Here is a 21388-nt window from a genome sequence, read left to right as displayed (position 1 = left end):
CCGCGCCGACTACGTGGAGCTGCCACCCGGTGGGGTGGTGCTGGTCAGCGGGTCGCTGCTGCTGGGCGGCGGGCTTCCCTTCGACGTCACCGTCCACCTGGAACTCTCCCCGGCGGCGCTGGCCCGGCGTACCGACCCGGAGCTGCGGTGGACGCTGCCGGCGTTCGCCCGCTACGCCGACGAGGTCGCCCCGGCGTCCTTCGCCGACGTGGTGATCCGCGCCGACGACCCCCGCCGTCCGGCCCTCCTCGAGCCCGGCGAGCCGGGCTGACATTGCCCTGATTTCCGGCAAAATGTGTCCGAAGCGGGCGTCGATCACCGTCCCGGCGGACCGGGGCACGAACCACTGCGGCCGAACTGCGCACGGCAGCGGTGGAGGGTCGAAAAAATCGACGGTTTGATCCTCTGAAGGGCCGGGTATTCGCCCGGCTCACAGAGCACGGGTGATCTCGCTCGTGCCACCACCGACCAACAGGTCCGGGGCGGTTGACCGCCCCGGACCGATGTGAGGCCCCACGAAAGGCAGGCAGCGATGCTCGTCCACGACACGGTAGCCACGGGCCGCTCCCAGGCGGAGATCGACCAGATTCGGCAGTCCCTGCAGTCGCGCTACGACGAGCTGACCGCGGAGTACGAGCAGGCGGTGCTGCAGAGCCAGGTGCTGCGGCTGGTCGAGGTCGGCGACACCGCCGGCGACGACCAGGCCGACAGCGGCACCAAGACCGCCGAGCGGGACACCGCGCAGTCCCTGCTGCGCACCATCCTGGACCGCCGCGCCCAGTTCGAGCACGCGCTCACCCGGCTGGAAGAGGGCACCTACGGCTTCTGCGAGGGCTGCTCCGCGCCGATTCCGGTTGAGCGGTTGGAAATCTTCCCGTCCGCCACCTCCTGCGTCACCTGCAAGCAGAACCGGGAGCGGCGGGCGGCCTGAGCGCCGTCGAGTTGCCGGTCGGTCGCACGCGCGGTGGACTCCACCCATGGGTGAGATCAAGGTGGGCACCGCCTCGTGGACCGACCGGACCCTGTTGGACTCCGGCTGGTACCCACAGACGGCGGACACGCCGGAGAAACGGCTGGCGTACTACGCCCGGCAGTTCCCACTGGTCGAGGTGGACGCCACCTACTACTCCCCGCCCGCCGAGCGGACGGCGGAGCTGTGGGTGGCTCGCACCCCGCCCGGCTTCACCTTCAACGTCAAGGCGTTCAGCCTGCTGACCGGGCACCCGACCCGGGTCGGGGCGCTCTACAAGGATCTGCGCCCGCAGACCGACAAGAAGAACGTCTACCCGGACGACCTGCCGCCGCAGGCGTACGAGGAGGTGTGGACCCGCTTCCTGTCCGCGCTCGACCCGCTGGTCGAGGCGCACCGGCTCGGCGCGGTGCTGTTCCAGTTCCCGCCCTGGTTCACCATCAAGCGGGACAACAAGCAGTATCTGCTGGAGGTGGCCCGGCGCTGCGCTCCGCTGCGCCCGGTCTTCGAGTTCCGGCACGCGTCCTGGTTCGACGGTGCCAACCGGGACGAGACCCTGGGCTTCCTGCGTCAGCACCGGCTCCCGTACGTCTGCGTGGACATGCCGCAGGGGCACCGGTCCTCCGTACCGCCGGTGCTGGAGGCCACCGCGGACCTCGCCGTGGTCCGCTTCCACGGCCATAGCGACAAGTGGACCAGCAAGGACATCCACGAGAAGTTCGGCTACAAGTACTCCGACCGGGAGCTGCGGGATTGGGCGCCGAAGCTGCGCGAGCTCGCCGACTCCGCCGAGCAGACCCACGTGTTGATGAACAACTGCTATCGGGACTTTGCTCAGCGGAACGCCGAGACGCTTACCGCCCTTCTGAGCAGCTAAAACGCTCTGCTGCCTGTCGGGGCCGGTATTGGCACAACGTTCCTAGTTCCGATAACGTACCCGCCGTGTCCGATTCTACGCAAGCGCAGCCGCACCCCGACTTCGACCTGCTCGCCGAGTCCTGGCACCTGTCCCTGAACGCCGACGGGTACGCGGCCAACACCCTGCGGGCCTACCCCAACGCCCTGCGCCAGCTCGCCGGCTGGCTGGCCGTGCACCACCCCGGCGTCGGGCCGCTGGACGTCACCCGCGACCAGGTCCGGGCGTGGATCGTGCACGTGCGGGAATCCAGCTCCAGCGGCACCGCCCGGTCCTGGTTCGCCGGCGTCCGGCACTTCTTCCGCTGGCTGGTGACCGAGGGCGAGACCGACCGCGACCCGACGGACGGGATCCGCACGCCGCCGCCCAACCAGCCCACCACGCCCGTCCTGGCGCTCGACGACGTACGGGCGCTGCTCGGCACCTGCACCGGCCGCGAGTTCGTCGACCGGCGCGACGCCGCCATCCTGTACACCTTCATCGACGGCGGGCTGCGGCTGGCCGAGGTCGCCGGGCTGGCCCTCGACGACGTGCACCTACGCGAGCGCGCCCTGGTCGTGCGAGGCAAGGGGAGCAACCGGTCCGGGCCGCGGTACCGCCAGGCGACGCTGAGCGTGAAGGGCGCGCAGGCCCTCGACCGGTACGTCAGGGAACGCCGTCGGCACCCGCACGCCGAGCGGCCGGCGCTCTGGCTCGGCGCCCGTGGCCGGGCGGCACTGTCCCACGACGGCATCGAGGCCGTGCTCCACCGCCGCGCCGCGCAGGCCGGCATCGGCTCGTTCCACGCGCACATGCTCCGGCACACCTGGGCCAGCCAGGCCCGGGCCGCTGGGCTGTCCGAGGGCGACCTCATGGTCCTGGGTGGCTGGCGCTCCCGGCAGATGCTCGACCGCTACGGGGCCGCTGTCGCCGCCGAGCGGGCCGCCGACGCGTACCGCCGTCTGGCCCTGGGCGACCGGCTGTGAAACACACGTTCGAAGTGGGTGACGGACAGTGATGTCCGGCCCGGGCGTGTCGTTACCAAACCGTTACCGTGTCGCCTATGCGATACGCCTGATCGTGGCTGACCTGCGCTGATGATCGCCGAGCGTCGCCAACCGGTGCGACGAGATCTTGCACTGTGATGCGCAGGCGCAACAGGATGCGGACCGGACATGAATGCCCAGGTAGACACGGTCGGCTCAGCGCACTTAGAGTGAGCGCTGAGCCGACCGGCTTGAACTATCCAGTTCATTCCCACCCCGTAGCTAGCAGGCCTCGGGCGGGACCGACGCAGGGGTGTTACCAGCACCCATTGCGTCTTCGCAAACCTAACGCTGTGCCGGGCATGTCGCAAGCCTGCGACATCCTGCACCGACTCGCATGGTCGTGCACTGACCGGCATGTCGCTACACAGCGTGAAGTGCGCCCCGTCCAGTGATCCGGGGTGGGCAACCGAGAAAGGTTGCCCCGAATGGGACCCGACCACTCCCAGATCAGCAAGCTCGGCGCGCACGCCAGATGGGCCAAGTGCGACGACCGCAGTGCCGCCACCCTGCCCGCCCGGCAGGCATTCGACCAGCGTTTTGAGCGTGAGGTCGACCCCGACGGCAAGCTGCCGCCTCACATCCGCGCTCAGCGCGCCGAGAGCGCCCGCAAGGCCTACTTCGCCCGCCTGGCGCTGAAGTCCGCGCAGAGCCGCCGTGCCGCCGCTCAGGGCCGCAAGGGCGGTGCGGAGTGACCGTCACCAACGGAAGAGTGCGCCCCAGCAGCCAGACTGAGACGCACCCTAAGGATTCCGGCAAAGGATCCGAGTTCATCGTAGGCCACCGGTCCGACAAGTGGTACCTGCGGCTGCTGCGGGTCTGGCCGGCCGTCGCCGTCTACGTGCTCGCCACCGCCGGCACCGTGTGGGCCGCAGCCTGGTCCGTGGGCACCGACCCGGACTGGTTCGCCGCCACCCTGGTCGGCGCGGCGGCTGGGAACACCGTCTGCGCGGTGCTCGGCATCCTCCGGCTGGTGCGGTCATGAGCGCGCAGGAGTGGCCGGCGCTGGCCGCCGTGCCTGAACTTATGACCAGTCATAAGTTGCCGGAGCGGCGCGACGTCGAGCAGGTCCGGGCTCGGTGGCGGATGGACCGGATGCGCTACCGGCGCCGGGTGTCGCAGGCCCTCGACGACCTGTGCGTCCGCATGTACGGGGCCGAGGAAGCTGCCCGGTACGGCATCCGTGACCGCACGGGGCGGTGGGCAGCGTGACCGACTGCACCGAGCAGAAGCCGTGCCACCTCGACGGCTGCGGCTTCTGCGACCCGGGCGGCTACCTCGAGCAGCGCGACGCGGCGTCGCAACTGCTCGACACGCCATGGCTCGACGAGCAGGGCCAGCCCTTCACGCCGTCCGCTCGCCGCGCCGAGGTCGAGGCGGAGACACCCGACCTGTTCCACAGCGGAGGCGCGTTCGTCCTCGACATCCCGGAGACGCCGCCCGCGGTCTGGGGCGACGGCGATCACGTGATCTGGGCCGAGGGCGAGGCACTGATGATCGCCGCGCCGCAGGGTGTCGGGAAGACCACCGTGGCGCTCCAGCTGGTGCGGGCACGGCTCGGCCTGCAGGACAGGGTGCTCGGCTACTCGGTGGCCCATACGGGCGGCCGGGTGCTCTACCTCGCCATGGACCGCCCCGCCCAGGTGCAGCGCGCCGCTCACCGCCTGTTCAGCGCGCAGGACCGGGCCCTGCTCGACGAGCGGCTGGTGATCTGGAAGGGGCCACCGCCGTACGACATGGCCCAGCGTCGCGACATCCTCGCCGTCATGGCCCAGAAGGCCAAGGCAGACACCGTGATCGTGGACAGCATCAAGGACGCCGCGCTCGGCATCTCCGAGGACGCCGTGGGCGCCGGCTACAACCGGGCCCGACAGCAGGCGCTCACCGAGGGCGTCCAGATCCTGGAGCTGCACCACACCGTCAAGAAGGGCACCAACGGGGCTGCACCGGATGACCTGGCGGGCGTGTACGGCTCGACCTGGCTGACCTCCGGCGCGGGCTCCGTCGTGAGCCTCTGGGGCGAGGCCGGTGACCCGGTGGTGATGTGGCGACACCTGAAGCAGCCCTCACAGGAGGTAGGGCCGTTCCGGGTCGTCCACAACCACGAGACGGGCACCAGCGAGGTCGAGCAGAACGTCGACATCTTCGCGCTGGTGCGCCGCACGGGCGTGCAGGGCCTCACCGCGCTGGAGTTCGCCGTCGCGCTCTTCGAGCGTCCCAACCCGACCCGGGCGCAGAAGGAGAAGGCCCGCCGACGGCTGGAGAAGAAGGTCGAGGGCGGCTACCTCAGCCGGGTGGACGGGGCCGCCGGGTCGTCGGCCGCGCGCTACTACCTGGCCCGCCCGGACGTGCACGGGGAGGTGCACGCGCCGTGAAACGCCGTACAGATACACGCGGCGCATGCGAGGTGCACGCCGTCCAGGAAACCGCAGGTCAGGAAATCACGGATGAGTGCACGCAGGTACACGCCCCAGAGGTGCACGCCCCCGACCCCCTCTTTAGAGGGGGCGGGCACCCGCAAACGACAGAAGAAGACCTAGCCGAGCGGCAGAAGGCCGCACTGGACAGGCTGCGTCGACAGAGGCCGGCCATACGTAGGCGGTCCGTGTGAGCCGTAGTTGGGCCAGGGGCAGCACCAGGGCATGGCGTAGAACCCGTGCCCTGGTGCTAGCCCGTGACGGGTACACCTGCCAGCTACGGATACCCGGGGTGTGCACCACCGTGGCCGAGCACGTGCACCACACGCAGGGCAAGGCGCAGACAGGTGACGACCCGAGGTACCTGGTCGCGAGCTGTGCAGCGTGCAACCTGCACGTCGGTGACCCGACCAGGCACAACGACCCACCGAACAGGCCGGTGACCCGATGGTGAGTCGGAAAACGAAAAGCTGCGGAATCCGACCCGGTTTTTCCCCAGCCGGGCACCCTACGGACAGCCCGCCCTGTCCCTTTTTTGTGTCCGCGGATCGGAGCCGATCGTGACCGTTCTGCTCGACTCTCCGCCGATCCTGGGCAGTACGCAGCCGCGGCTGTTCACTCCGCCCCTCGTGACAGGGGAGCCTGGCCCCTGCGGCTGCGGGTGCGCCCTGACGCCGGAGACGTCGTACGGATTCCGGGCTGTCAGGTTCGCCACGGAGAAGCTGCGGCGCTCGCCGTGGCCGTGGCAGCGCTGGCTGTCGATCCACGCTGGCGAGCTGCGGCCGGATGGCATCCCGAGGTTCCGCCGGCTGATCGTGGTGGTGGGTCGGCAGTCCGGGAAGACCCGGGAGGTCGAAGACCTGACGCTGTTCTGGATCTTCGACGAGCGGCAGCCCAGCGTGCTGGGCACGTCGACGCTCACCAAGTACGCCAAGAAGCCCTGGCAGTCGGCGTTCAAGACCGCGCTGGCGATCCCTGAGCTACGGGACCGGATGGGCGAGAACCCGGAGCGCAAGGCGATGCGCAAGGCGGCCGGCGAGGAGGAGTGGTGGACCGCCGACGACTGCCACTACGCGATCGCCGCGAGCAACGCCGAGGGCGGTCGGTCGATGACCAATCAGCGGGTGATCGCCGACGAGTTCGCCAAGCAGTACAACTACGACGCGTACGGCGCGGCGTACTTCAGCATGGACGCGGTCGAGAATGCCCAGTACTGGGCACTGACGACCCCCGACCCGAAGGGGGAGCCGTACAACGACCTGCGCGGCGCGGCGCTCACGTTCGTCGAGACCGGGATCGGTGACCCGTCGCTAGGGCTGTTCGAGTGGTCGGCGCCGGAGGACGCGGACCCGACCGACCTGGCGGCGCTGGCGCAGGCCAACCCGACGCTGGGCCGCCCCGGAGGGAAGTCGGCGGACCGGCTGCTGAACGAGGCGCGCGGGGCGGTGGCGAAGGGCGGCGAGCTGCTGCGCACGTTCAAGACCGAGGTCATGTGTATCCAGGCCGGCCAGCTGGATCCGGCGATCGACCCGGACGCGTGGCGGCTGTGCAAGGACGTCGGCGACCTGGCCGCCGCCCGCTCGCGGCTGGCGGCGTGCATCGACCTCACGCCGGACGGCACACACGCCACCCTCGCCGTAGCGGCGGTGCTCGAGGACGGCCGGGTGCGGGTCGAGACGGTCGCCGAGTGGACCGGGCCGACGGCGGCGTCGCACCTGGAGCGGGACCTGCCCGGCTGGGTGGAGAAGCTGAAGCCCAAGGTGCTCGGGTGGTTCCCGGCCGGGCCGGCGGCGGCGGTGGCGGCGAAGGTGGCCGACCGGCGCAAGGCTGGCGTGACCGGCTGGCCGCCCCGGGGCGTCACGGTGGAGGCGATCCGCGCCGAGGACACCGCGGCGTGCATGGGGCTGGCCAAGGAGGTCACCGCCGGCATGCTGGCGCACTCGGGTCAGGACATGCTCGACGCGCAGGTCGGCCCCGCCGAGAAGCTGAAGCGCGGTGACGCCTGGGTGTTCACCCGCCGGGGCGGCGGCAACGTGGACGCGGTCTACGCGGTCGCCGGCGCGGCACACCTGGCCCGGACCCTGCCGAAGCCACGGAAGATCTCCCGGCGCGCGCACGCTGTGTGATTCCGGAAAGGTGATTCCGGAAGTACACTTCCGACATGGGGTGGATCGCCGCGACGGCGCAGGTGGTACGGGATGCGCTGTCGCTGCCGCGCCCGCTCACCCTCGACCAGCAGCCGCAGCACACGTTCGACACCGCGCCGCAGCCGGTTGACCGGCTGATCTCGGCGATGAGAGCGGGCACCGGCTCGGTGACCCGGGACGAGGCGCTGTCGGTCGCCGCCGTGCAGCGCGGTCGTAACGAGATCTGCTCGCTCGCCACGTTGCCGCTGAAGCTCTTCCGCGGCTTGGACGTGGTGGACTCGCCGCTGTTCCGCCAGTACGACCCGGACGTGCCCAACGTCGTGCACCTGGCGATGACGGTCGAGGACCTGGCGCTGGAGCGCATCGCCTGGTGGCAGGTCACCGGCCAGGACTTCGACGGCTACCCGGTCTCGGTGCGCCGGATCGACCCGGGCCGGGTGGAGCTGAAGAACCCGACCGGCCGCCCGGCTCCGGACGACGACCGGTTCGTGTGGATCCGCAAGGAGGACGGCAGCGGCTGGGACCGCGTCCCGGCGTCGCTGATGAAGCGCTTTGACTCGCCGAACCCGGGGATCTTGAAGGCGAACGCCCGCGCGATCCGGATCGCGCGCCGGCTGGACGAGCTGACGGAGATGTACGCGAGCAACCCGGCGTTGCGGGAGTACTTCACCGACTCCGACAGCCCGGACGTCGACCCGATGGACGACGACGAGATCGACGCGTTCCTGGCCGAGTACGGGGCGATGCGGCGGGTGCAGCCGTACGGCTGGATCCCGTCGACCGTCAAGCGGGCCGACGTGTCGTCGCCGTCGCCGCGGGATCTCACCCTGGTCGAGCTGCACCAGACGGTCATGGTCGCGATCGCGAACGGCCTGGGCGTCGACCCGGAGGACATCGGCGTCAGCACGACCTCGAGGACGTACCAGAACGAGGACGCCCGGCGCCGCGACAAGATCAATCGGATGTTCGCGCCGTACATGCGTGCGATCACCGACCGCCTGGGCATGGGCGACATCACCCGCCGGGGCTACACCGTCCAGTTCGACCTCACCGACTACCTGAAGCCGGACCCGCAGGGGCAGGCCGCGTACTGGAAGGCGCTGAAGGACATGGGCGTGACCGACGCCGACGAGATCCGCGGCTGGGCCGGGCTGTCCGGCCGGGCCCCCAAGCCGACCACGACCCCGGCGGTGGTTCCGGCCACGTCGGCCCGGTTCGCCGGCGACGGCCCGGTGATGCGGTTCAGCGCGCAGGACTTCGCCGACGCCCCGCCGGCGCCCACCGTCGACAAGGCGGCCCGCACGATCACCGGCCTGGCCGTGCCCTACAACGCCGTGGCCAACAAGCTCGGACTGAAGTACAGCTTCAAGCCCGGCAGCCTCGAGTACTCCGACCCGGCGCGCATGGCCCACCTGAAGGACCACGTGACGCCGGTGGGCTTCCACCGCAGCGTCAAGGACACCCCGGACGGCCCTCTGGTCGAGCTGGCCGTGCTGGACGGCCCGGAGGGCAGCCCGGCCAAGGCGGAGCGCGACCAGCTGCTCTACGACGCCGAGCACGGCCTCTACTCGGGACTGTCCATCGGCGTCGACTTCAGCCTCGACCCCGAGGTCGGCGACGTCGAGTACGACGCCGAGACCGGCGTCTACAACGTGCTCCGCGCTACCTGGCGCGAGACGTCCACCACCTACATGCCCGCTTTCGATGACGCCCGCGTGACCACGGTGGCCGCGAGCCTGACAGGAGGACCCCAGATGGACCCGTGCCAGCACTGCGGCCAGCGGCACGCCCCGGGCATCGCTTGTGCGACGTTCGCGGCGCAGCTGCGCCAGCCGGCCCCGCCGGCGCCCGCCGCTCCGGCGGCCCAGGACACGCCCGTCGACATGGCTGCGTTCAGGCAGATGGTCGCCGCGTTCCAGGCCGGACAGCCTCAGGCCGCCGACGGTGGCCCGACGCCCGTCTCCCCGCACCGCGGCTCGGCTCAGGTCAAGGAGCCGCAGCCCTACGTGTTCGACCGGCAGGGCAACCTGCGCGCCGGTTCGCACGACTTCTCCACCGACCTGTTCACGGGCTGGCAGCCCGGCGGCGGTGGCGACCAGGCCGCCCGGGACCGGGCCGAGGGCTTCCTGCGGGACACGTTCGAGGGCGGCGCCGCCAACCAGTTCGCCATCACGCCGGCGAACGTGACGAACCTGAACTACCCGGCCAACCGGACCGACATGTACGTCGACCAGATGGAGTACCAGTACCCGATCTGGAACGCCATCAACAAGGGCACCCTCGACGCCGTCACCCCGTTCGTGGTGCCGAAGTTCAACACCGCCACCGGCCTGGTCGCCGACCACGTGACCGGCACCGAGCCGACCCCGGGCACGTTCACCGCCACCGCGCAGACCATCACCCCGTCGGCTGTGTCCGGCAAGGTGGAGATCACGCGGGAGGCGTTCGACCAGGGCGGCAACCCGCAGATGTCCGGGTTGATCTGGCGGCAGATGACCCGCGGCTACTTCGAGGCCCTCGAGGCGTACGCGGTGGCCCAGCTGGCCGCCAACGCCGCCTCGATGGCGGACCTCACCATCACCACGGCGGCGGCCGACTCGACGCTCGACCAGTCGATCGCGACCGCCCTGATCCCGCTGCAGTACATCCGGGGCGGCGACCGCTTCAAGACCGTCTTTACCCAAGTGGATCTCTACACCGCGATGGCCAAGGCCAAGGACGGCTCCGGCCGCCGGCTGTACCCCGCGTACGGGCCGCAGAACGCCGCCGGCACCGCCGACCCCGGCTACGCGGTCATCGACGCGCACGGCAAGCGGTGGATCCCCGCGTGGGCCACCGCGGCCACGTCCGTCAACGCCGCGTCGTCCTACATGTTCGACCCCGAGGTCGTGTGCGGGTGGGCGTCCGCGCCGCAGCGCATCGACCTGCAGTGGCGGGTCGCCTGGGTCGACTTGGGCGTCTGGGGCTACAAGGCGTTCGCCATCACCGACTTCGCCCGCACCCGCGAGCTGGTCTACGACCCGGTGTAGCCGGACCCGCGGGCGACTGAGTACTTCTACTCAGTCGCCCGCACCCGCCCGAATCCGTTGCCACGTAAGGAGATCCGATGGCAGAGAACAAGCCGGCAGCCGACCGGGCGGCCGACACCAAGCCCACCAACCTGCAGGCCGAGAACGCCCGGCTGCGGGCCGAGAACGAGCGGCTGCGCGGGCAGCTGGCCGCGGCGGGCGCCTCGACGCGCGCCGGGACCGTGCCGGCCGCGAAGCCGTACCTGACCGAAGGTGAGCGGCAGGACCTCATCACGTTCGGCGTCACCAACGACGTGCACGCCGGCCAGCGGATGAACCTGCACGACGCCGCCAAGCGGTACCCGGACGCCGACCTGGCGGACGCGACCGACGACGCCAAGACGGCGGCCGACCGGGACCGCACCGAGGCCGTGGAGCGCACCAGCGTCCGCGGCGTCGACTACGTGTGGCCGTCGGTGGAGCCGGGGAAGATCGACCCGGCCGTCGCGGGCACGCCCGGTATCAACGGCCCCTCCGCGGACGCCAAGTAGGTAGCGGGCCGTGACCTGGAAGCCGGACTACCTCACCGCGGCGCAGCTCGCCGCGTACCTCAACGTCACCGACTCGCTCGATGACGCTGAGCTGGCTGTCTGGGTCACGGCCGCGTCCCGCGCGATCGACAAGCGGTGCAACCGGCAGTTCGGGCAGCTGGCCGCTCCGGCGGCCCGGACCTACCGGCGCGCCCCGGTGTACGACCCGACCACGGGCCTGTGGGTGCTGGAGATCGACGACGTGCAGGACGTGACCGGGATGCTGGTCAACGGCACCCCGTACGCGTCGTCCGGTGCCGTGCTGCTGCCCGACAACGCCCCGGGCAACGGCGTGCCGTGGGAACGGATCGGGTTCACCGCATACCCGACGCAGTCCTACCCGGGCGCGCCGGTCGCGTACGTCCTGACCGCCCGCTGGGGCTGGACGGCGGTCCCTGCTCAGGTGGTCGCCGCGTGCAAGCTGCAGGGCGCCCGGTGGAACGCCCGGCGCAACTCGCCGCTCGGCGTGGCCGGCTCCCCCGACCAGGGCTCCGAGATGCGGCTGCTCGCCCGCCTGGACCCGGACGTGTCCACCACGCTGGCCGGCCTGGCCCGCCGCCGAAGGGTCGGGTGACCCGATGAACCTCGAAGCGATCGCCGCCGAGCTGGCCACCGTGCTGGGCACGATCGCCGGGCTGCGGGTGCCGCCGTGGGGCGTGGAGAGCATCAGCCCGCCCGCCGCCGTCATCACCCTGCCGGACCGCATCGACTACGACAGCACGTACGGGCGGGGCAGCGACCGGTTCCCGGACCTGGCCGTCGTCGTGCTGGTCGGTGCGGCGACGCAGCGGTCCTCCCGCAAGGCGCTCGCCGCGTACGCCGACGGCTCCGGCGCCAAGTCGGTCAAGGCCAAGCTCGAGGCGCACACGTACACCAGCTGCGACAGCGTCCGCGTGGCGTGGGCCGAGTTCGGCACCCCCACGTTCGCCGGCACGGACTACCTGGCCGCGATCTTCCATCTCGACATCACCGGAAAGGGCGCGTAGCGGCCATGGCATTCGTACACGGCATGAACACCGTCATCACGGTCGCCGCCAAGGACATCTCGGCGTACTGCAAGACGTCCAGCTTCGAGCTCTCGGCGGACGTGCACGAGACGACCGGCTACGGCAAGACCGCCAAGACCAGGCAGGGCGGCCTGCTCGACGGCAAGTTCACCTGCGGCGGCACCTACGACAGCACCGCGTCGACCGGCCCGCGCGCCGCGCTGAAGCCGTTGCTGGGCACCAGCGTGGCGGTGGTGCGCAAGCCGGAGGGCACGGGCACCGGCAAGCCGTCTGACGCGTTCTCCGGTGTCCTGACCAAGTACGTGGAGACCTCGCCGGTCGACGACATGGTCACCTGGTCGGCCGAGTTCGAGATCTCCGACGTCGTCACCACCACCACCCAGCCGTAAGGGGACCACGATGGCGAACCTGACCCGGGCGCAGATCCTGGCCCGCAAGACCGGCAAGGGCACGGCCACCTTGCCCGACGGCTCGACGGTGGCGATCCGCGCGCTGACCCGCGACGAGGTCCTGGAGTCGCAGGAGAAGAGCAGCTCGACGGCGGAGCGGGACAACTTCATCGTCGCGACCGGCATGACCGACCCGCAGTTGTCCGTTGAGGACGTCGCCGCGTGGGCCGCGTCCGACGACGCGGGCGCCCTGGTCGCCGTGTCCGACGCCATCGCCGAGCTGTCCGGGCTGAAGCCCGCAGCCAACAAGGAGGCAACCAAAAGCACTGCTCGACGACGCTGACCTGCACTTCGAGTTCTACCTGGCGCAGAAGCTCGGCATGACGGTGGCCCGGTTGCGGGCCGAGATGACGCACGCGGAGTTCATCTACTGGACCCGGTACTACGCGCTGAAGGCGCAGGCGGAAGAGCTGGAACGTAAGAAGGCGGGGGTGTGATGGTAGCCAAGATCCAGGTCACCGGCCTGCGCGAGTTCCAGCGGCAGCTCAAGGCCATGGACGCCGGCCTGCCGAAGCAACTCCGGCTCGCGCTCAACGAAGCCTCCGGTCTGATCATCAACTACGCGACCGCCCGGATGCCCAGCCGCTCCGGCCGCGCCAAGGCGTCGCTGAAGGCCCGGTCGACGCAGCGGACCGCCCGGGTCGCCCTGGGCGGCAACCGCGCCCCGTACGCCCCGTGGCTCGATTTTGGCGGCGAGGGCCGGCGCAAGGGCCGCCCGGCGTACCGGCCGTTCATCAAGGCCGGCCGGTACGTCTACCCAGCGCTGGACGTGAAGCGCGACGAGGTCACCGACATCATGAGCGAGGCGCTTACTCAGCTCGCCAAGGATGCCGGGCTGGAGGTCAGCTGATGGCCAATCAGGTCACGCTCACATTCGCCGGTGAGACGAAGGGCGTCGAGGACGCTTTCACCCGGGTCGGCGGCGGCGCCAAGAACATGGGCGAAAAGGTCGGCGGGGCTGCGAAGAAGTTCGATGAACACGGCGGCGCGATCGGCCGGGTCGGCGAGAAAGCGGACGGGGCCGAGTCCAAGCTGATCGGCGTTCATGACGTCATCGACGGAACCGCGACCATCATGCAGGGCCCGGGCAAGGTGGGCATCGCCGCCTACGTGCAAGGCTGGGCTGATCTCGCAGGTGGTATGGCGCCGCTGCTGCTGGGCCTGGCGCAGACGAAGGTTGGCATGATGGCCCACGTCGTGTGGTCGGGGATCGTGCGCGCGGCCACCGCTACGTGGGCGGCTATGCAGTGGGTGCTGAACTCGGCCTTGTTCGCGTCGCCGATCACCTGGATTGTCGTCGGGATCCTGCTGCTGGTCGGGGTCATCATCCTGATCGCCACCAAGACGGACTGGTTCCAGCGGGCGTGGAAAGCCGCCTGGGGCTGGATCAAGTCCGCGGCCAGCAACACCTGGGAGTTCATCAAGAAGATCCCGGGGTGGATCGGCACCGCGTTCTCCAAGGTCTCCGACGCCGTGTCGAAGCCGTTCAAGGCCGCGTTCAACGCGATCGCCAACGCCTGGAACAACACCGTCGGCCAGCTGTCCTGGTCGGTGCCCGGCTGGGTGCCGTTCATCGGCGGCAACACCATCTCGGTGCCGCACCTGCCCACGTTCCACGCCGGCGGTGTGGTGCCCGGCGCGCCCGGGCAGAACGTGCTCGCCATGCTGCAGGCCGGTGAGACGGTGACCTCGAACGCCGGCCGGGGCGGCGGGGCTGCGCTGGTGCTGCAGTCCTCCGGCACCTCCGTGGACGACCTGCTGATGGAGGTGCTGCGCCGGGCGATCCGGGTGCGCGGCGGCGACGTGCAGGTGGCGCTCGGGTCCGGGTGGTCGTGATGGCGTTCCCCGCCACCCCGCTGGCCATGACCGTGGAGCTCTACCTCGGCCCGTCCCTCGGCTGGGTCGACATCACCAGCGACGTGCGGCAGTCGTCGGCCGGCTCCGGCGGCGGGGTGTCGATCGGCACCCGCGGCCGGTCGTCCCCTGGCCGTGACCCGGACGTGGTCCGGTGCAACCTGGTGGTCAACAACGCGGGCGGCAAGTACAGCCCGCGTAACCCGGCCAGCCCGTACTACGGTCTGCTGACCCGTAACACCCCGCTGCGGGTGCGGGTGGCCGACGTCGACCCCGGTGGCGCCCTGGCCGTGGACGGCTGGAGGCGTAACAGTGGCACCCCGGGTGCCGCGGTGACAGCCCCCCACACGTCGCTCAACGGCACCGGCGACGTCGATGTGCGGGTGTGGCTGCGGATGGACGCGTGGACCTTTCACGGCGGCATTTTCGTCGTCGGGAAGGACGACTCCTGGTCCCTCGCGATCGGCGACACGGGCATGTTGGAGTGGCGCTGGGTTGACGGGTCGTCCGGGGCGCACGCGATCGCGCAGAGCGTGAAACCCGCACCCGCCGCCGATGGGTCCCTGGCCATCCGGGCGACCCTCACCGTGTCCGACGGGTCCGTCAGGTTCTACTCCGCGCCGACCCTCGCCGGGCCGTGGACGCAGCTCGGTGGCGCCTTCATCGCGGGTGCGACCAGCGTGAAGGCGTCGGCGACGAACGGCGTGCAGGTCGGCCGGGTCGCGTCGTACGGCGACAACGCTGTCACCGGTGAGCTGTTCGGCATGGAGCTCCGCTCCGGCGGCACCCTGGTCGCCTCGCCCGACTTCACCACCCTGCGGGCGGGCGCGACGTCCCTGACCGACGCGCAGGGACGGGTGTGGACGTTCGACCCCGGTGCCGTCCCCATCGACCGCGGTGCCCGGTTCCACGGCGAGGTGTCGGAGTGGCCGCTCAAGTGGAACCTGGCCGGCACCGACACGTGGGTGCCGCTGGAGGCGTCCGGCATCCGCCGCCGTCTCGGGCAGGGCAACTCGCCGGTTGTGTCGCCGCTGCGCCGCACCGTTGCGGGTGTCAACCCGGCCGCGTACCTGCCGCTTGAGGATGGTGCCGCGGCGACCCGGCCGACGTCCGCCGCGGCGGGTGTCGCCACCGGCACATCCTCGGGGGTGACGTTCGGCAACGACCCGGGGCCGCACCTGCCCGGGACCGCATCGGTCGCCAAGATGACCACCGCGACCGCGACGCTGTCCACCGCCGTCGCGCAGCGGTCGGGCGCGTCGACCTGGTCGCTGCTGCTGTTCTTCAAGCTCAACGCCATGCCCGTCGGCTCCGACGTGGTCTACGCCCGGGTGTACTTCACCGGCGGCCGGGTCACCCGCTGGGACTTCATGCTGTCCGGCGGCGGGTACCGGTGGATCGGCTACGACTCCACCGGTGTCGTGGTGGACGACCGCAGCTTCTCCAACACCAGCGTGCCGCCGAATGACTGGGTCATCCACTACATCGAGTGGTCGACGTCGGGCAGCTCGGTGTCCTGGCAGCCGTGGATGGCCAACGCCGTAGACGGCACGTTCTTCGTCGGCGGCCCGTACCTGTACACCGGGGCCGTCGGCCAGCCGACGCGGGTGGACGTCGTCGGGTCGTCCTACTTCCAGGATGCGCTGCTCGGCCACCTGGCCGTGGCGCCGCAACGGATCCTGTACGCGGGCGACTTCGCCGCGGTCGCCTCCGGGTACAGCGGGGAGAAGGCCGGCGAGCGGATCGCCCGGGTGTGCGCCGAAGAGGGCCTGCCGGTCACCTGGTGGGGATTCCCGCACGACACCACCCCGGCCGGGCCGCAGCCCATCGCGCCGCTGCTGGACATCCTCGCCGACGCGGCGAAGACCGACGGCGGTCTGCTGCTCGAGGGCCGCGGGCACCTGGGCCTGCACTACCGGACCCGGGCGAGCCTCTACAACCAGACGCCGATCCCGGTGGACTACACCGACCTGGTGCAGCTGGAGTACACCGACGACGACGAGCTCACTCGCAACGACGTGACCGTGTCCCGCCCCGACGGCGGGTCGGCCCGGGCGGTGCAGACCTCGGGGCCGCTGTCGGTGCTCAACCCGCCCGACGGCGTCGGCACCTACGACACGTCGGAGAAGGTCAACGTGGCCACCGACAGCCAGCTGATCGACCACGCCGGCTGGCGGCTGCACCTCGGCACGGTCGACGAGGCCCGCTACCCGAAGGTGAAGTTCAACCTCGCCTCGCCCGCCCTGGCCGCCGACGCGGCCACCACCAAGGCGGTCGTCCTGGCCGACGCCGGTGACGTCGCGTCCATCGCCGGTCTGCCCGCGTGGCTGCCACCCGGCCCCGCCCGGGTGATGGTGGACGGCTACGCCGAGACGCTGGACAAGTTCGAGTGGTCGATCACCTGGAACGGGTCGCCGGCGTCGGCGTGGGACATCGCGACCTGGTCCGGTTCCGCGCGGATGGTCGCCAACGGGACCACGCTGACCGCCGCCATCACCGCGGGCGCGACCTCGTTTCAGATCACCAGCACCGCAGCCAACGGGGCGTGGACCACCGACCCCACGCAGTTCCCGCTGGACCTGAAGGTCGGCGCCGAACGGGTGACCGTGTCGGCGATCTCGGGCACCGGCCTCACTCAGACCGTGACCGTGACGGCCCGCGCCGTCAACGGCGTCAGCAAGGCGTGGCCGGTCGGCACGTCGGTGGACGTGTGGGAACCGGCGGTGTTCGCACTGTGAGAGGGGAAACGCGATGGTAGCGGCGTCCGGTCAGCGGATCGACCCTGCGACGTTCCGAGCGCAGCAGGCGGGCCAGCTGGCGTGGTCCACCAGCGCGACGACCACGTCCGGCATCCTCACGGTCACCTTCCCTGCCGCGTTCGCGGCGGCGCCGTCGTTCGTGACTCAGGTGGTGTCCGGCTCCGGGTCCGCCATCCGGGCGACTGTGCTGGTGCTGACGGTGTCGACGACTCAGGCCACCCTGCGGGTCGACCTCAACGCGTCCGCGACCACGTCGGGCACGGTCCATTGGATCGCGACCGACATGAGCTAGGAGCTGACCATGACCGCACCCGATCCCGGGGACTGGCTGCTGATGACGCTGGTCGTGGCGGTGGCCGTCGCCGTCGTGGTGGCCGCGATCGTGCAGCACAACCGGTGAGTCCCGGCCAGCCGCGCCCGGGCGGTCCGCCGGGACCGATCGGACCGTCCGGGCCGCGGCCGAAGTCGTACTGAGTACGAACTCGCAGGTCAGTTCGGTGGGGGTCACGTGACCCCCACGGAGGCCGAAGTCACTCCTGCTCGCGTAGCCACCGCTCCAAGTCGTCGATCAACTCGTCGGGCTGGATTGCGTCACCTGACGCAATCGCCTCGCGCAGCACGCCGGCCTCACGCGCCAAGTCGTCGAGCGGGTCCGGGTCGCCGTTCTCCGACTCCCGGATCGCGTCCATCAGCCGGCGGAGTCCGTCCTCGAGGAGTTCGTGCTCCTTGCGGGCGACCCGCTCGCCGAACGCGACGCCGGCCTCGAACGTCGTCTCAAACTCCTTGTCGGTGTACATCCGGCGCGCCCTGGCCCGCTGCGCCGGGCGGCGGGTCGTCGGGGGCCGCCACCAGCGGTCCGGGCGGCTCACTTCGCACCACCCATGCGGCCGGTGGGGAAGACGTACACCTCGCCGCAGCGGCGCTGCACGTCCGGCGCCATCTCGACCTTGTACGGCGTCAGCTGGGCCCGCCAGATCGCCGACACGGCCGACATGGCGTGCAGGTCGCAGAAGTACGCCGACGCGTCCAGCGAGCCGTACAGGTCGCCGGGGTCGGGCGAGTAGACCTCGATGCGGATGCTTGCCGGCTGACCGCAGCTCGGCAGGATGGGTAGGGTTTGCATGGGCGGAGGCCTCTCTCCGTCAAGGGCCCGGATCACAGGTGTTCCCGCACCTGCCGGGCCCGCCTTATTGGGCGAGCTGGACCGCGCAACTTCGGCAGGTGCCGAAGTTGACCGACCGGACCGCTACTTGAGCGCGTCCCGGATCGCCTGCGCCGGGTGCGTGAATCCCCACCAGAAGCCGCCGAGGAAGGCGAGCAGCGGTCGGCCGACCCTCTGGATGGGTACGGTGGTCATGTCGGCTCCCTATCGGGCACTACGCGCTGTTACTCCGTCTGAGACATGTCCCGATAAACATGAGCGCAACGCTGGGGAGATGACCGCTCTTTCTGCTGGTCGGCATAGCGCTAACGCCTCCACAGACAACTGCTACCGCGACTACGCGCAGACCAACGCCGCCACCCTGGCCGGCCTGCTCGACGCGGACTGACCGGCGGATTCACCCGGTCCGGGTGAGGCCGGCTCACCCCTTCGCCGCACAGCATGGAGGGTGTCTGTGCGGTCCGTCGACCGATGTGACCGCGAGAGGCCGACGGGGGAGGTGGGCCATGGTGCGGGTCGTAACCGATCGACGCCGCGGCGGGGTGCTGCACGTGGTCGGGAAGTCCGACGGTCCCCAGCGTGGCGAGCGGCCCGGGCGGTTCAGCCCGACCCGGCACTGGCGGGGGCCCAGCGGGCCGCCGCGACGCACCGAGGACCGACGATGGGAAACCGACGCACGGGGGTGGGCAGATGGCTGAGCAGCTGATTTCCGCGATCGAATCCTCGATCCAGAAGACGAACCTGATCCTCAAGGACATCGAGAGCGCGTACGGGTGGCCCAAGGAGCAGCGCAACCAGTCCTTCGCCGCGCTGCGCGGGGTGCTCCACCTGCTGCGGGACCGGATGCCGGTGCAGGAGAGCGCCGAGTTCGCGGCGCAGTTGCCCATAGTGCTGCGGGGCGTCTACTTCGACGGCTGGCAGCCGGCGAACGTACCGATCAACCTGAACCGGGACGACTTCCTCTACGAACTCCGCCAGACCTTCCCGTACGACGTGGAGGGCGGCACCGAACGGGTGGTGCAGGTGGTGCTCGACGCCCTGAGCAAGCGCATCACCCCGGGCGAGTGGCAGGAGGTCAAGGACACGATGCCGCAGGACCTGGTGCAGATGATGCCCTGACCGCAGCATCCGACCCGGCCCGCTCCACGCCGGTGGGGCGGGTCGATGGCGTCCGGCTGACCCGCTGGCCGGCCCGCCGGGCCAGGTCGGCGAAGGCCACCGCGTCGACGATCGCCGCGCCGCCGGGGTCGTTGTTGAAGTAGACGTACGCGGGCTCGGCGTCGCCGAACGTCTCACCGAGGCGCCGTACCCAGGTGGCCAGCGCGGCCCGGCCGTAGCGCGGCCAGGGGCGGGCCCGGCCCTCGTGCAGCCGCAGGTAGCCGAAGTCGGTGGTCCGCCACAGCGGGGTCACCGGCCGGCTCAGCCGGTCGGCCCAGGCCAGGGCGGCGCGGTGGCGCTCCAGCACCCGGCGGGTGTCGTCGGTCCACCACGAGGGGTGCCGGGGTTCGACCGCCACCCGCACGTCGGCCGGGAAGAGCCGCAGCGTCGCGTCGAGCGCGTCCGGGTCGGCCCGCAGGTTCGGCGGCAACTGCACCAGGACCGGGCCGAGCCGGTCGCCGACGCCTGTGGCCCGGTCGAGGAACCGGGCCACCGGCTCCTCGGGTTCCCGCAGCCGCTTGATGTGGGTGAGGTAGCGGCTCATCTTCACCGCCACGCAGAAGTCGTCCGGGGTGCGGTCCCGCCAGGCGACGAAGGTGTCCCGCTCCGGCAGCCGGTAGAAGGCGTTGTTCACCTCCACCGTCGCGAACCGCTCGGCGAAGTGCTCCAGCCAGAGCCGCTGCGGCAGCTTCGCCGGGTAGAAGCGCTCCCGCCAGTCCCGGTACTGCCACCCGGACGTGCCGACCAGGATCATCTCGCCGCCCTAGAAGAGGTCGAAGCGGAACACCTCGAAGGCCGCGCCGTACCGGACGCCGAGCCGGGTGCCGACGGGTCGGGCCAGCCCTTCGAGGAACTCCTCCGGGTCGAAGCTGCCGTCGCCGAGCCCGCGCAGGTACGCGTCGTGGGCCCGGAGCGACGCCACGCCCCGCTCGAAGCTGGCCGTCACGTCCACCCCGTGCCGGGACTGCGGTGAGGCGGCTGCCCACACCTGGCGTACCCGGTTCCACGGCTCCACGCCGTCGACCAGCTGCTCGGGGAAGATCCAGCGGTTGCCCGCGTCGCGGACCGCGTCCAGCACCGCCCGGCCGGTGGCGATGTGGTCGGCCTGGTTCAGCGCGTACGCCCCGTCCCAGGTGTCCCGGAAGTTGTTGGTGAGGACGATCTCGGGGCGGTGCCGGCGGACCACGGCGGCGATCTCCCGGCGCAGCGGGACCCCGTACTCCAGCAGGCCGTCGGGCAGGCCGAGGAACTCCACGGTCGGCACCCCGACCAGCTCGGCCGAGGCGCGCTGCTCCTCCTCACGCACCTCCCGGGCCTGCTCGGGCGGCATCCCGTCGATGCCCGCCTCGCCGCTGGTGAGCAGGCAGTAGACGATCTCCTTGCCCTGCTCGGTCCAGCGCGCCACGGCCGCCGCCGCCCCGAACTCGAGGTCGTCGGGGTGGGCCACCACGGCGAGGCCGCGCTGCCAGTCCTCCGGCAGCGGCTCCAGCAGTTCCCCGGTCGGTTGCGCCATCTGGACTCCCGGTTTCTCAGTCGTCGGGCGTCAATCGTGTCACCATGCGCCGGATCCCGCCGACTGTCACCCCCGGCCGCGGCACGCCGCGTCGCACCCCGTGAACGGTCTGTCTCGCCGGGTGTCGGCGTCTACGGTGTGGTTAGAGAAGATCGGACGTGGGGTACCACCCGCTCCACGACGAACCCCGACGTACGACGGGGGCGGCACACCCGAGGGAGCACCCATGGCACTCAACGATGACGACATGCAGACCACCAGCGGCGGCGGCCTCGAAGGTCCGGCCGATGGTGGCGCTACCCCGGGCCAGCAGGACGGTGGCGCCGACGGTGCCGCGGACCGCGGCGTCGAGCGCGGCGCCGACCAGGGCGCGGACCAGGGCGCGGACCGCGGCGTGGAGCGCGGCGCCGACC

Annotated in this window: 23 protein-coding genes and 2 pseudogenes; 21 read left to right on the top strand and 4 right to left on the bottom strand. The window is 70.9% G+C overall.

Translation table 11 applies throughout. The features are described from left to right. The 19 genes and pseudogenes from DKL51_RS31370 to DKL51_RS31280 form a co-directional block, all read left to right on the top strand. Window positions 1-271, top strand: a pseudogene (locus DKL51_RS31370) (uridine kinase); the annotation flags it as partial. A 261-nt stretch (window positions 272-532) separates the two neighbouring features. Then, a complete protein-coding gene (locus DKL51_RS31365; RefSeq protein WP_109947189.1) occupies window positions 533-931 on the top strand; it encodes a TraR/DksA family transcriptional regulator in 399 nt (132 codons plus the stop codon). 46 nt (window positions 932-977) lie between these two features. Next, window positions 978-1847, top strand: coding sequence for a DUF72 domain-containing protein (locus DKL51_RS31360; protein ID WP_124813098.1), 870 nt, complete (start codon window positions 978-980; stop codon window positions 1845-1847). Window positions 1848-1912: 65 nt separating this feature from the next. Further along, the gene (locus tag DKL51_RS31355; RefSeq protein WP_185734986.1) at window positions 1913-2851 is read left to right on the top strand and encodes a tyrosine-type recombinase/integrase; all 939 of its coding nucleotides are present in this window, start codon (window positions 1913-1915) and stop codon (window positions 2849-2851) included. A gap of 488 nt (window positions 2852-3339) precedes the next feature. After that, on the top strand, window positions 3340-3606 hold the full coding sequence (locus DKL51_RS31350) for a hypothetical protein (protein WP_124813094.1): 267 nt from the start codon (window positions 3340-3342) through the stop codon (window positions 3604-3606). Between the two features lie 17 nt (window positions 3607-3623). Further along, window positions 3624-3896, top strand: a complete 273-nt coding sequence (locus DKL51_RS31345) for a hypothetical protein (RefSeq protein ID WP_148097899.1) — start codon at window positions 3624-3626, stop codon at window positions 3894-3896. After that, window positions 3893-4123: a hypothetical protein gene (locus DKL51_RS31340; RefSeq protein WP_124813090.1), complete on the top strand. Its 231-nt coding sequence runs from the start codon at window positions 3893-3895 to the stop codon at window positions 4121-4123. The genes DKL51_RS31345 and DKL51_RS31340 overlap by 4 nt, the downstream gene beginning before the upstream one ends. Then, window positions 4120-5286: an AAA family ATPase gene (locus DKL51_RS31335; RefSeq protein WP_221623270.1), complete on the top strand. Its 1167-nt coding sequence runs from the start codon at window positions 4120-4122 to the stop codon at window positions 5284-5286. The genes DKL51_RS31340 and DKL51_RS31335 overlap by 4 nt, the downstream gene beginning before the upstream one ends. 602 nt (window positions 5287-5888) lie before the next feature. Continuing rightward, the gene (locus DKL51_RS31330; protein ID WP_260428743.1) at window positions 5889-7454 is read left to right on the top strand and encodes a terminase large subunit domain-containing protein; all 1566 of its coding nucleotides are present in this window, start codon (window positions 5889-5891) and stop codon (window positions 7452-7454) included. A 35-nt stretch (window positions 7455-7489) separates the two neighbouring features. Continuing rightward, window positions 7490-10504, top strand: coding sequence for a phage portal protein (locus tag DKL51_RS31325; RefSeq protein WP_124813088.1), 3015 nt, complete (start codon window positions 7490-7492; stop codon window positions 10502-10504). Between the two features lie 77 nt (window positions 10505-10581). After that, complete coding sequence (locus DKL51_RS31320; protein WP_124813086.1) at window positions 10582-11034, top strand: hypothetical protein; 453 nt, start codon at window positions 10582-10584, stop codon at window positions 11032-11034. A 10-nt stretch (window positions 11035-11044) separates the two neighbouring features. Next, window positions 11045-11647 carry a phage gp6-like head-tail connector protein gene (locus tag DKL51_RS31315; protein ID WP_124813084.1) on the top strand — a complete coding sequence of 201 codons (603 nt, stop codon included), beginning with the start codon at window positions 11045-11047 and terminating at the stop codon, window positions 11645-11647. 4 nt (window positions 11648-11651) lie between these two features. Next, on the top strand, window positions 11652-12059 hold the full coding sequence (locus DKL51_RS31310) for a hypothetical protein (protein WP_124813082.1): 408 nt from the start codon (window positions 11652-11654) through the stop codon (window positions 12057-12059). 5 nt (window positions 12060-12064) lie between these two features. Beyond that, window positions 12065-12469, top strand: a complete 405-nt coding sequence (locus DKL51_RS31305; protein WP_124813080.1) for a hypothetical protein — start codon at window positions 12065-12067, stop codon at window positions 12467-12469. Between the two features lie 10 nt (window positions 12470-12479). Continuing rightward, window positions 12480-12812 (top strand): hypothetical protein, encoded by a 333-nt coding sequence (locus tag DKL51_RS31300; RefSeq protein ID WP_124813078.1) that lies wholly within the window; start codon window positions 12480-12482, stop codon window positions 12810-12812. 153 nt (window positions 12813-12965) lie between these two features. Next, entirely contained in the window at window positions 12966-13379 is a 414-nt protein-coding gene (locus tag DKL51_RS31295) for an HK97 gp10 family phage protein (RefSeq protein WP_124813076.1), read from the top strand. Beyond that, window positions 13379-14365, top strand: a complete 987-nt coding sequence (locus DKL51_RS31290; protein WP_124813074.1) for a phage tail tape measure protein — start codon at window positions 13379-13381, stop codon at window positions 14363-14365. The genes DKL51_RS31295 and DKL51_RS31290 overlap by 1 nt, the downstream gene beginning before the upstream one ends. Further along, window positions 14365-17121 (top strand): hypothetical protein, encoded by a 2757-nt coding sequence (locus tag DKL51_RS31285; RefSeq protein ID WP_124813072.1) that lies wholly within the window; start codon window positions 14365-14367, stop codon window positions 17119-17121. The genes DKL51_RS31290 and DKL51_RS31285 overlap by 1 nt, the downstream gene beginning before the upstream one ends. A gap of 13 nt (window positions 17122-17134) precedes the next feature. Continuing rightward, a complete protein-coding gene (locus DKL51_RS31280; RefSeq protein ID WP_124813070.1) occupies window positions 17135-17434 on the top strand; it encodes a gp53-like domain-containing protein in 300 nt (99 codons plus the stop codon). Window positions 17435-17672: 238 nt separating this feature from the next. Here DKL51_RS31280 and DKL51_RS31275 read toward each other — a convergent pair whose 3' ends face one another. Further along, complete coding sequence (locus tag DKL51_RS31275) at window positions 17673-18011, bottom strand: hypothetical protein (protein WP_124813068.1); 339 nt, start codon at window positions 18009-18011, stop codon at window positions 17673-17675. Continuing rightward, on the bottom strand, window positions 18008-18265 hold the full coding sequence (locus DKL51_RS31270; RefSeq protein WP_124813066.1) for a hypothetical protein: 258 nt from the start codon (window positions 18263-18265) through the stop codon (window positions 18008-18010). Before DKL51_RS31270 ends, DKL51_RS31275 begins: the two co-directional genes overlap by 4 nt. A gap of 729 nt (window positions 18266-18994) precedes the next feature. Here DKL51_RS31270 and DKL51_RS31260 point away from each other — a divergent pair. Next, window positions 18995-19423 carry a DUF2267 domain-containing protein gene (locus DKL51_RS31260; protein ID WP_124813064.1) on the top strand — a complete coding sequence of 143 codons (429 nt, stop codon included), beginning with the start codon at window positions 18995-18997 and terminating at the stop codon, window positions 19421-19423. On the opposite strand, the gene DKL51_RS31255 is transcribed toward DKL51_RS31260, so the two are convergent. Both DKL51_RS31255 and DKL51_RS31250 read right to left on the bottom strand, forming a co-directional pair. Continuing rightward, window positions 19380-20216, bottom strand: coding sequence for a DUF72 domain-containing protein (locus DKL51_RS31255; RefSeq protein WP_109947185.1), 837 nt, complete (start codon window positions 20214-20216; stop codon window positions 19380-19382). The two genes, DKL51_RS31260 and DKL51_RS31255, sit on opposite strands and share 44 nt — an antisense overlap. 9 nt (window positions 20217-20225) lie before the next feature. Next, window positions 20226-20975, bottom strand: coding sequence for a PIG-L deacetylase family protein (locus tag DKL51_RS31250; protein ID WP_109947184.1), 750 nt, complete (start codon window positions 20973-20975; stop codon window positions 20226-20228). 226 nt (window positions 20976-21201) lie between these two features. Here DKL51_RS31250 and DKL51_RS31245 point away from each other — a divergent pair. Next, window positions 21202-21388, top strand: a pseudogene (locus DKL51_RS31245) (hypothetical protein); the annotation flags it as partial.

The organism is Micromonospora globispora (genome assembly GCF_003857015.1).
Taxonomy (GTDB): Bacteria; Actinomycetota; Actinomycetes; order Mycobacteriales; family Micromonosporaceae; genus Micromonospora; species Micromonospora globispora.
The sequence above is the reverse complement of the archived record's forward strand: the minus strand, read 5'-3'. Positions and strand labels throughout refer to the sequence as shown.

What these genes read in the sequence shown, in the direction of transcription:
- DKL51_RS31365 (WP_109947189.1), top strand. Translation starts at nt 533, where the DNA reads ATGCTCGTCCACGACACGGTAGCCACGGGCCGCTCCCAGGCGGAGATC.
- DKL51_RS31360 (WP_124813098.1), top strand. Translation starts at nt 978, where the DNA reads ATGGGTGAGATCAAGGTGGGCACCGCCTCGTGGACCGACCGGACCCTG.
- DKL51_RS31350 (WP_124813094.1), top strand. Translation starts at nt 3,340, where the DNA reads ATGGGACCCGACCACTCCCAGATCAGCAAGCTCGGCGCGCACGCCAGA.
- DKL51_RS31340 (WP_124813090.1), top strand. Translation starts at nt 3,893, where the DNA reads ATGAGCGCGCAGGAGTGGCCGGCGCTGGCCGCCGTGCCTGAACTTATG.
- DKL51_RS31325 (WP_124813088.1), top strand. Translation starts at nt 7,490, where the DNA reads ATGGGGTGGATCGCCGCGACGGCGCAGGTGGTACGGGATGCGCTGTCG.
- DKL51_RS31320 (WP_124813086.1), top strand. Translation starts at nt 10,582, where the DNA reads ATGGCAGAGAACAAGCCGGCAGCCGACCGGGCGGCCGACACCAAGCCC.
- DKL51_RS31310 (WP_124813082.1), top strand. Translation starts at nt 11,652, where the DNA reads ATGAACCTCGAAGCGATCGCCGCCGAGCTGGCCACCGTGCTGGGCACG.
- DKL51_RS31305 (WP_124813080.1), top strand. Translation starts at nt 12,065, where the DNA reads ATGGCATTCGTACACGGCATGAACACCGTCATCACGGTCGCCGCCAAG.
- DKL51_RS31300 (WP_124813078.1), top strand. Translation starts at nt 12,480, where the DNA reads ATGGCGAACCTGACCCGGGCGCAGATCCTGGCCCGCAAGACCGGCAAG.
- DKL51_RS31295 (WP_124813076.1), top strand. Translation starts at nt 12,966, where the DNA reads ATGGTAGCCAAGATCCAGGTCACCGGCCTGCGCGAGTTCCAGCGGCAG.
- DKL51_RS31290 (WP_124813074.1), top strand. Translation starts at nt 13,379, where the DNA reads ATGGCCAATCAGGTCACGCTCACATTCGCCGGTGAGACGAAGGGCGTC.
- DKL51_RS31285 (WP_124813072.1), top strand. Translation starts at nt 14,365, where the DNA reads ATGGCGTTCCCCGCCACCCCGCTGGCCATGACCGTGGAGCTCTACCTC.
- DKL51_RS31280 (WP_124813070.1), top strand. Translation starts at nt 17,135, where the DNA reads ATGGTAGCGGCGTCCGGTCAGCGGATCGACCCTGCGACGTTCCGAGCG.
- DKL51_RS31270 (WP_124813066.1), bottom strand. Translation starts at nt 18,265, where the DNA reads ATGCAAACCCTACCCATCCTGCCGAGCTGCGGTCAGCCGGCAAGCATC.
- DKL51_RS31260 (WP_124813064.1), top strand. Translation starts at nt 18,995, where the DNA reads ATGGCTGAGCAGCTGATTTCCGCGATCGAATCCTCGATCCAGAAGACG.
- DKL51_RS31255 (WP_109947185.1), bottom strand. Translation starts at nt 20,216, where the DNA reads ATGATCCTGGTCGGCACGTCCGGGTGGCAGTACCGGGACTGGCGGGAG.
- DKL51_RS31250 (WP_109947184.1), bottom strand. Translation starts at nt 20,975, where the DNA reads ATGGCGCAACCGACCGGGGAACTGCTGGAGCCGCTGCCGGAGGACTGG.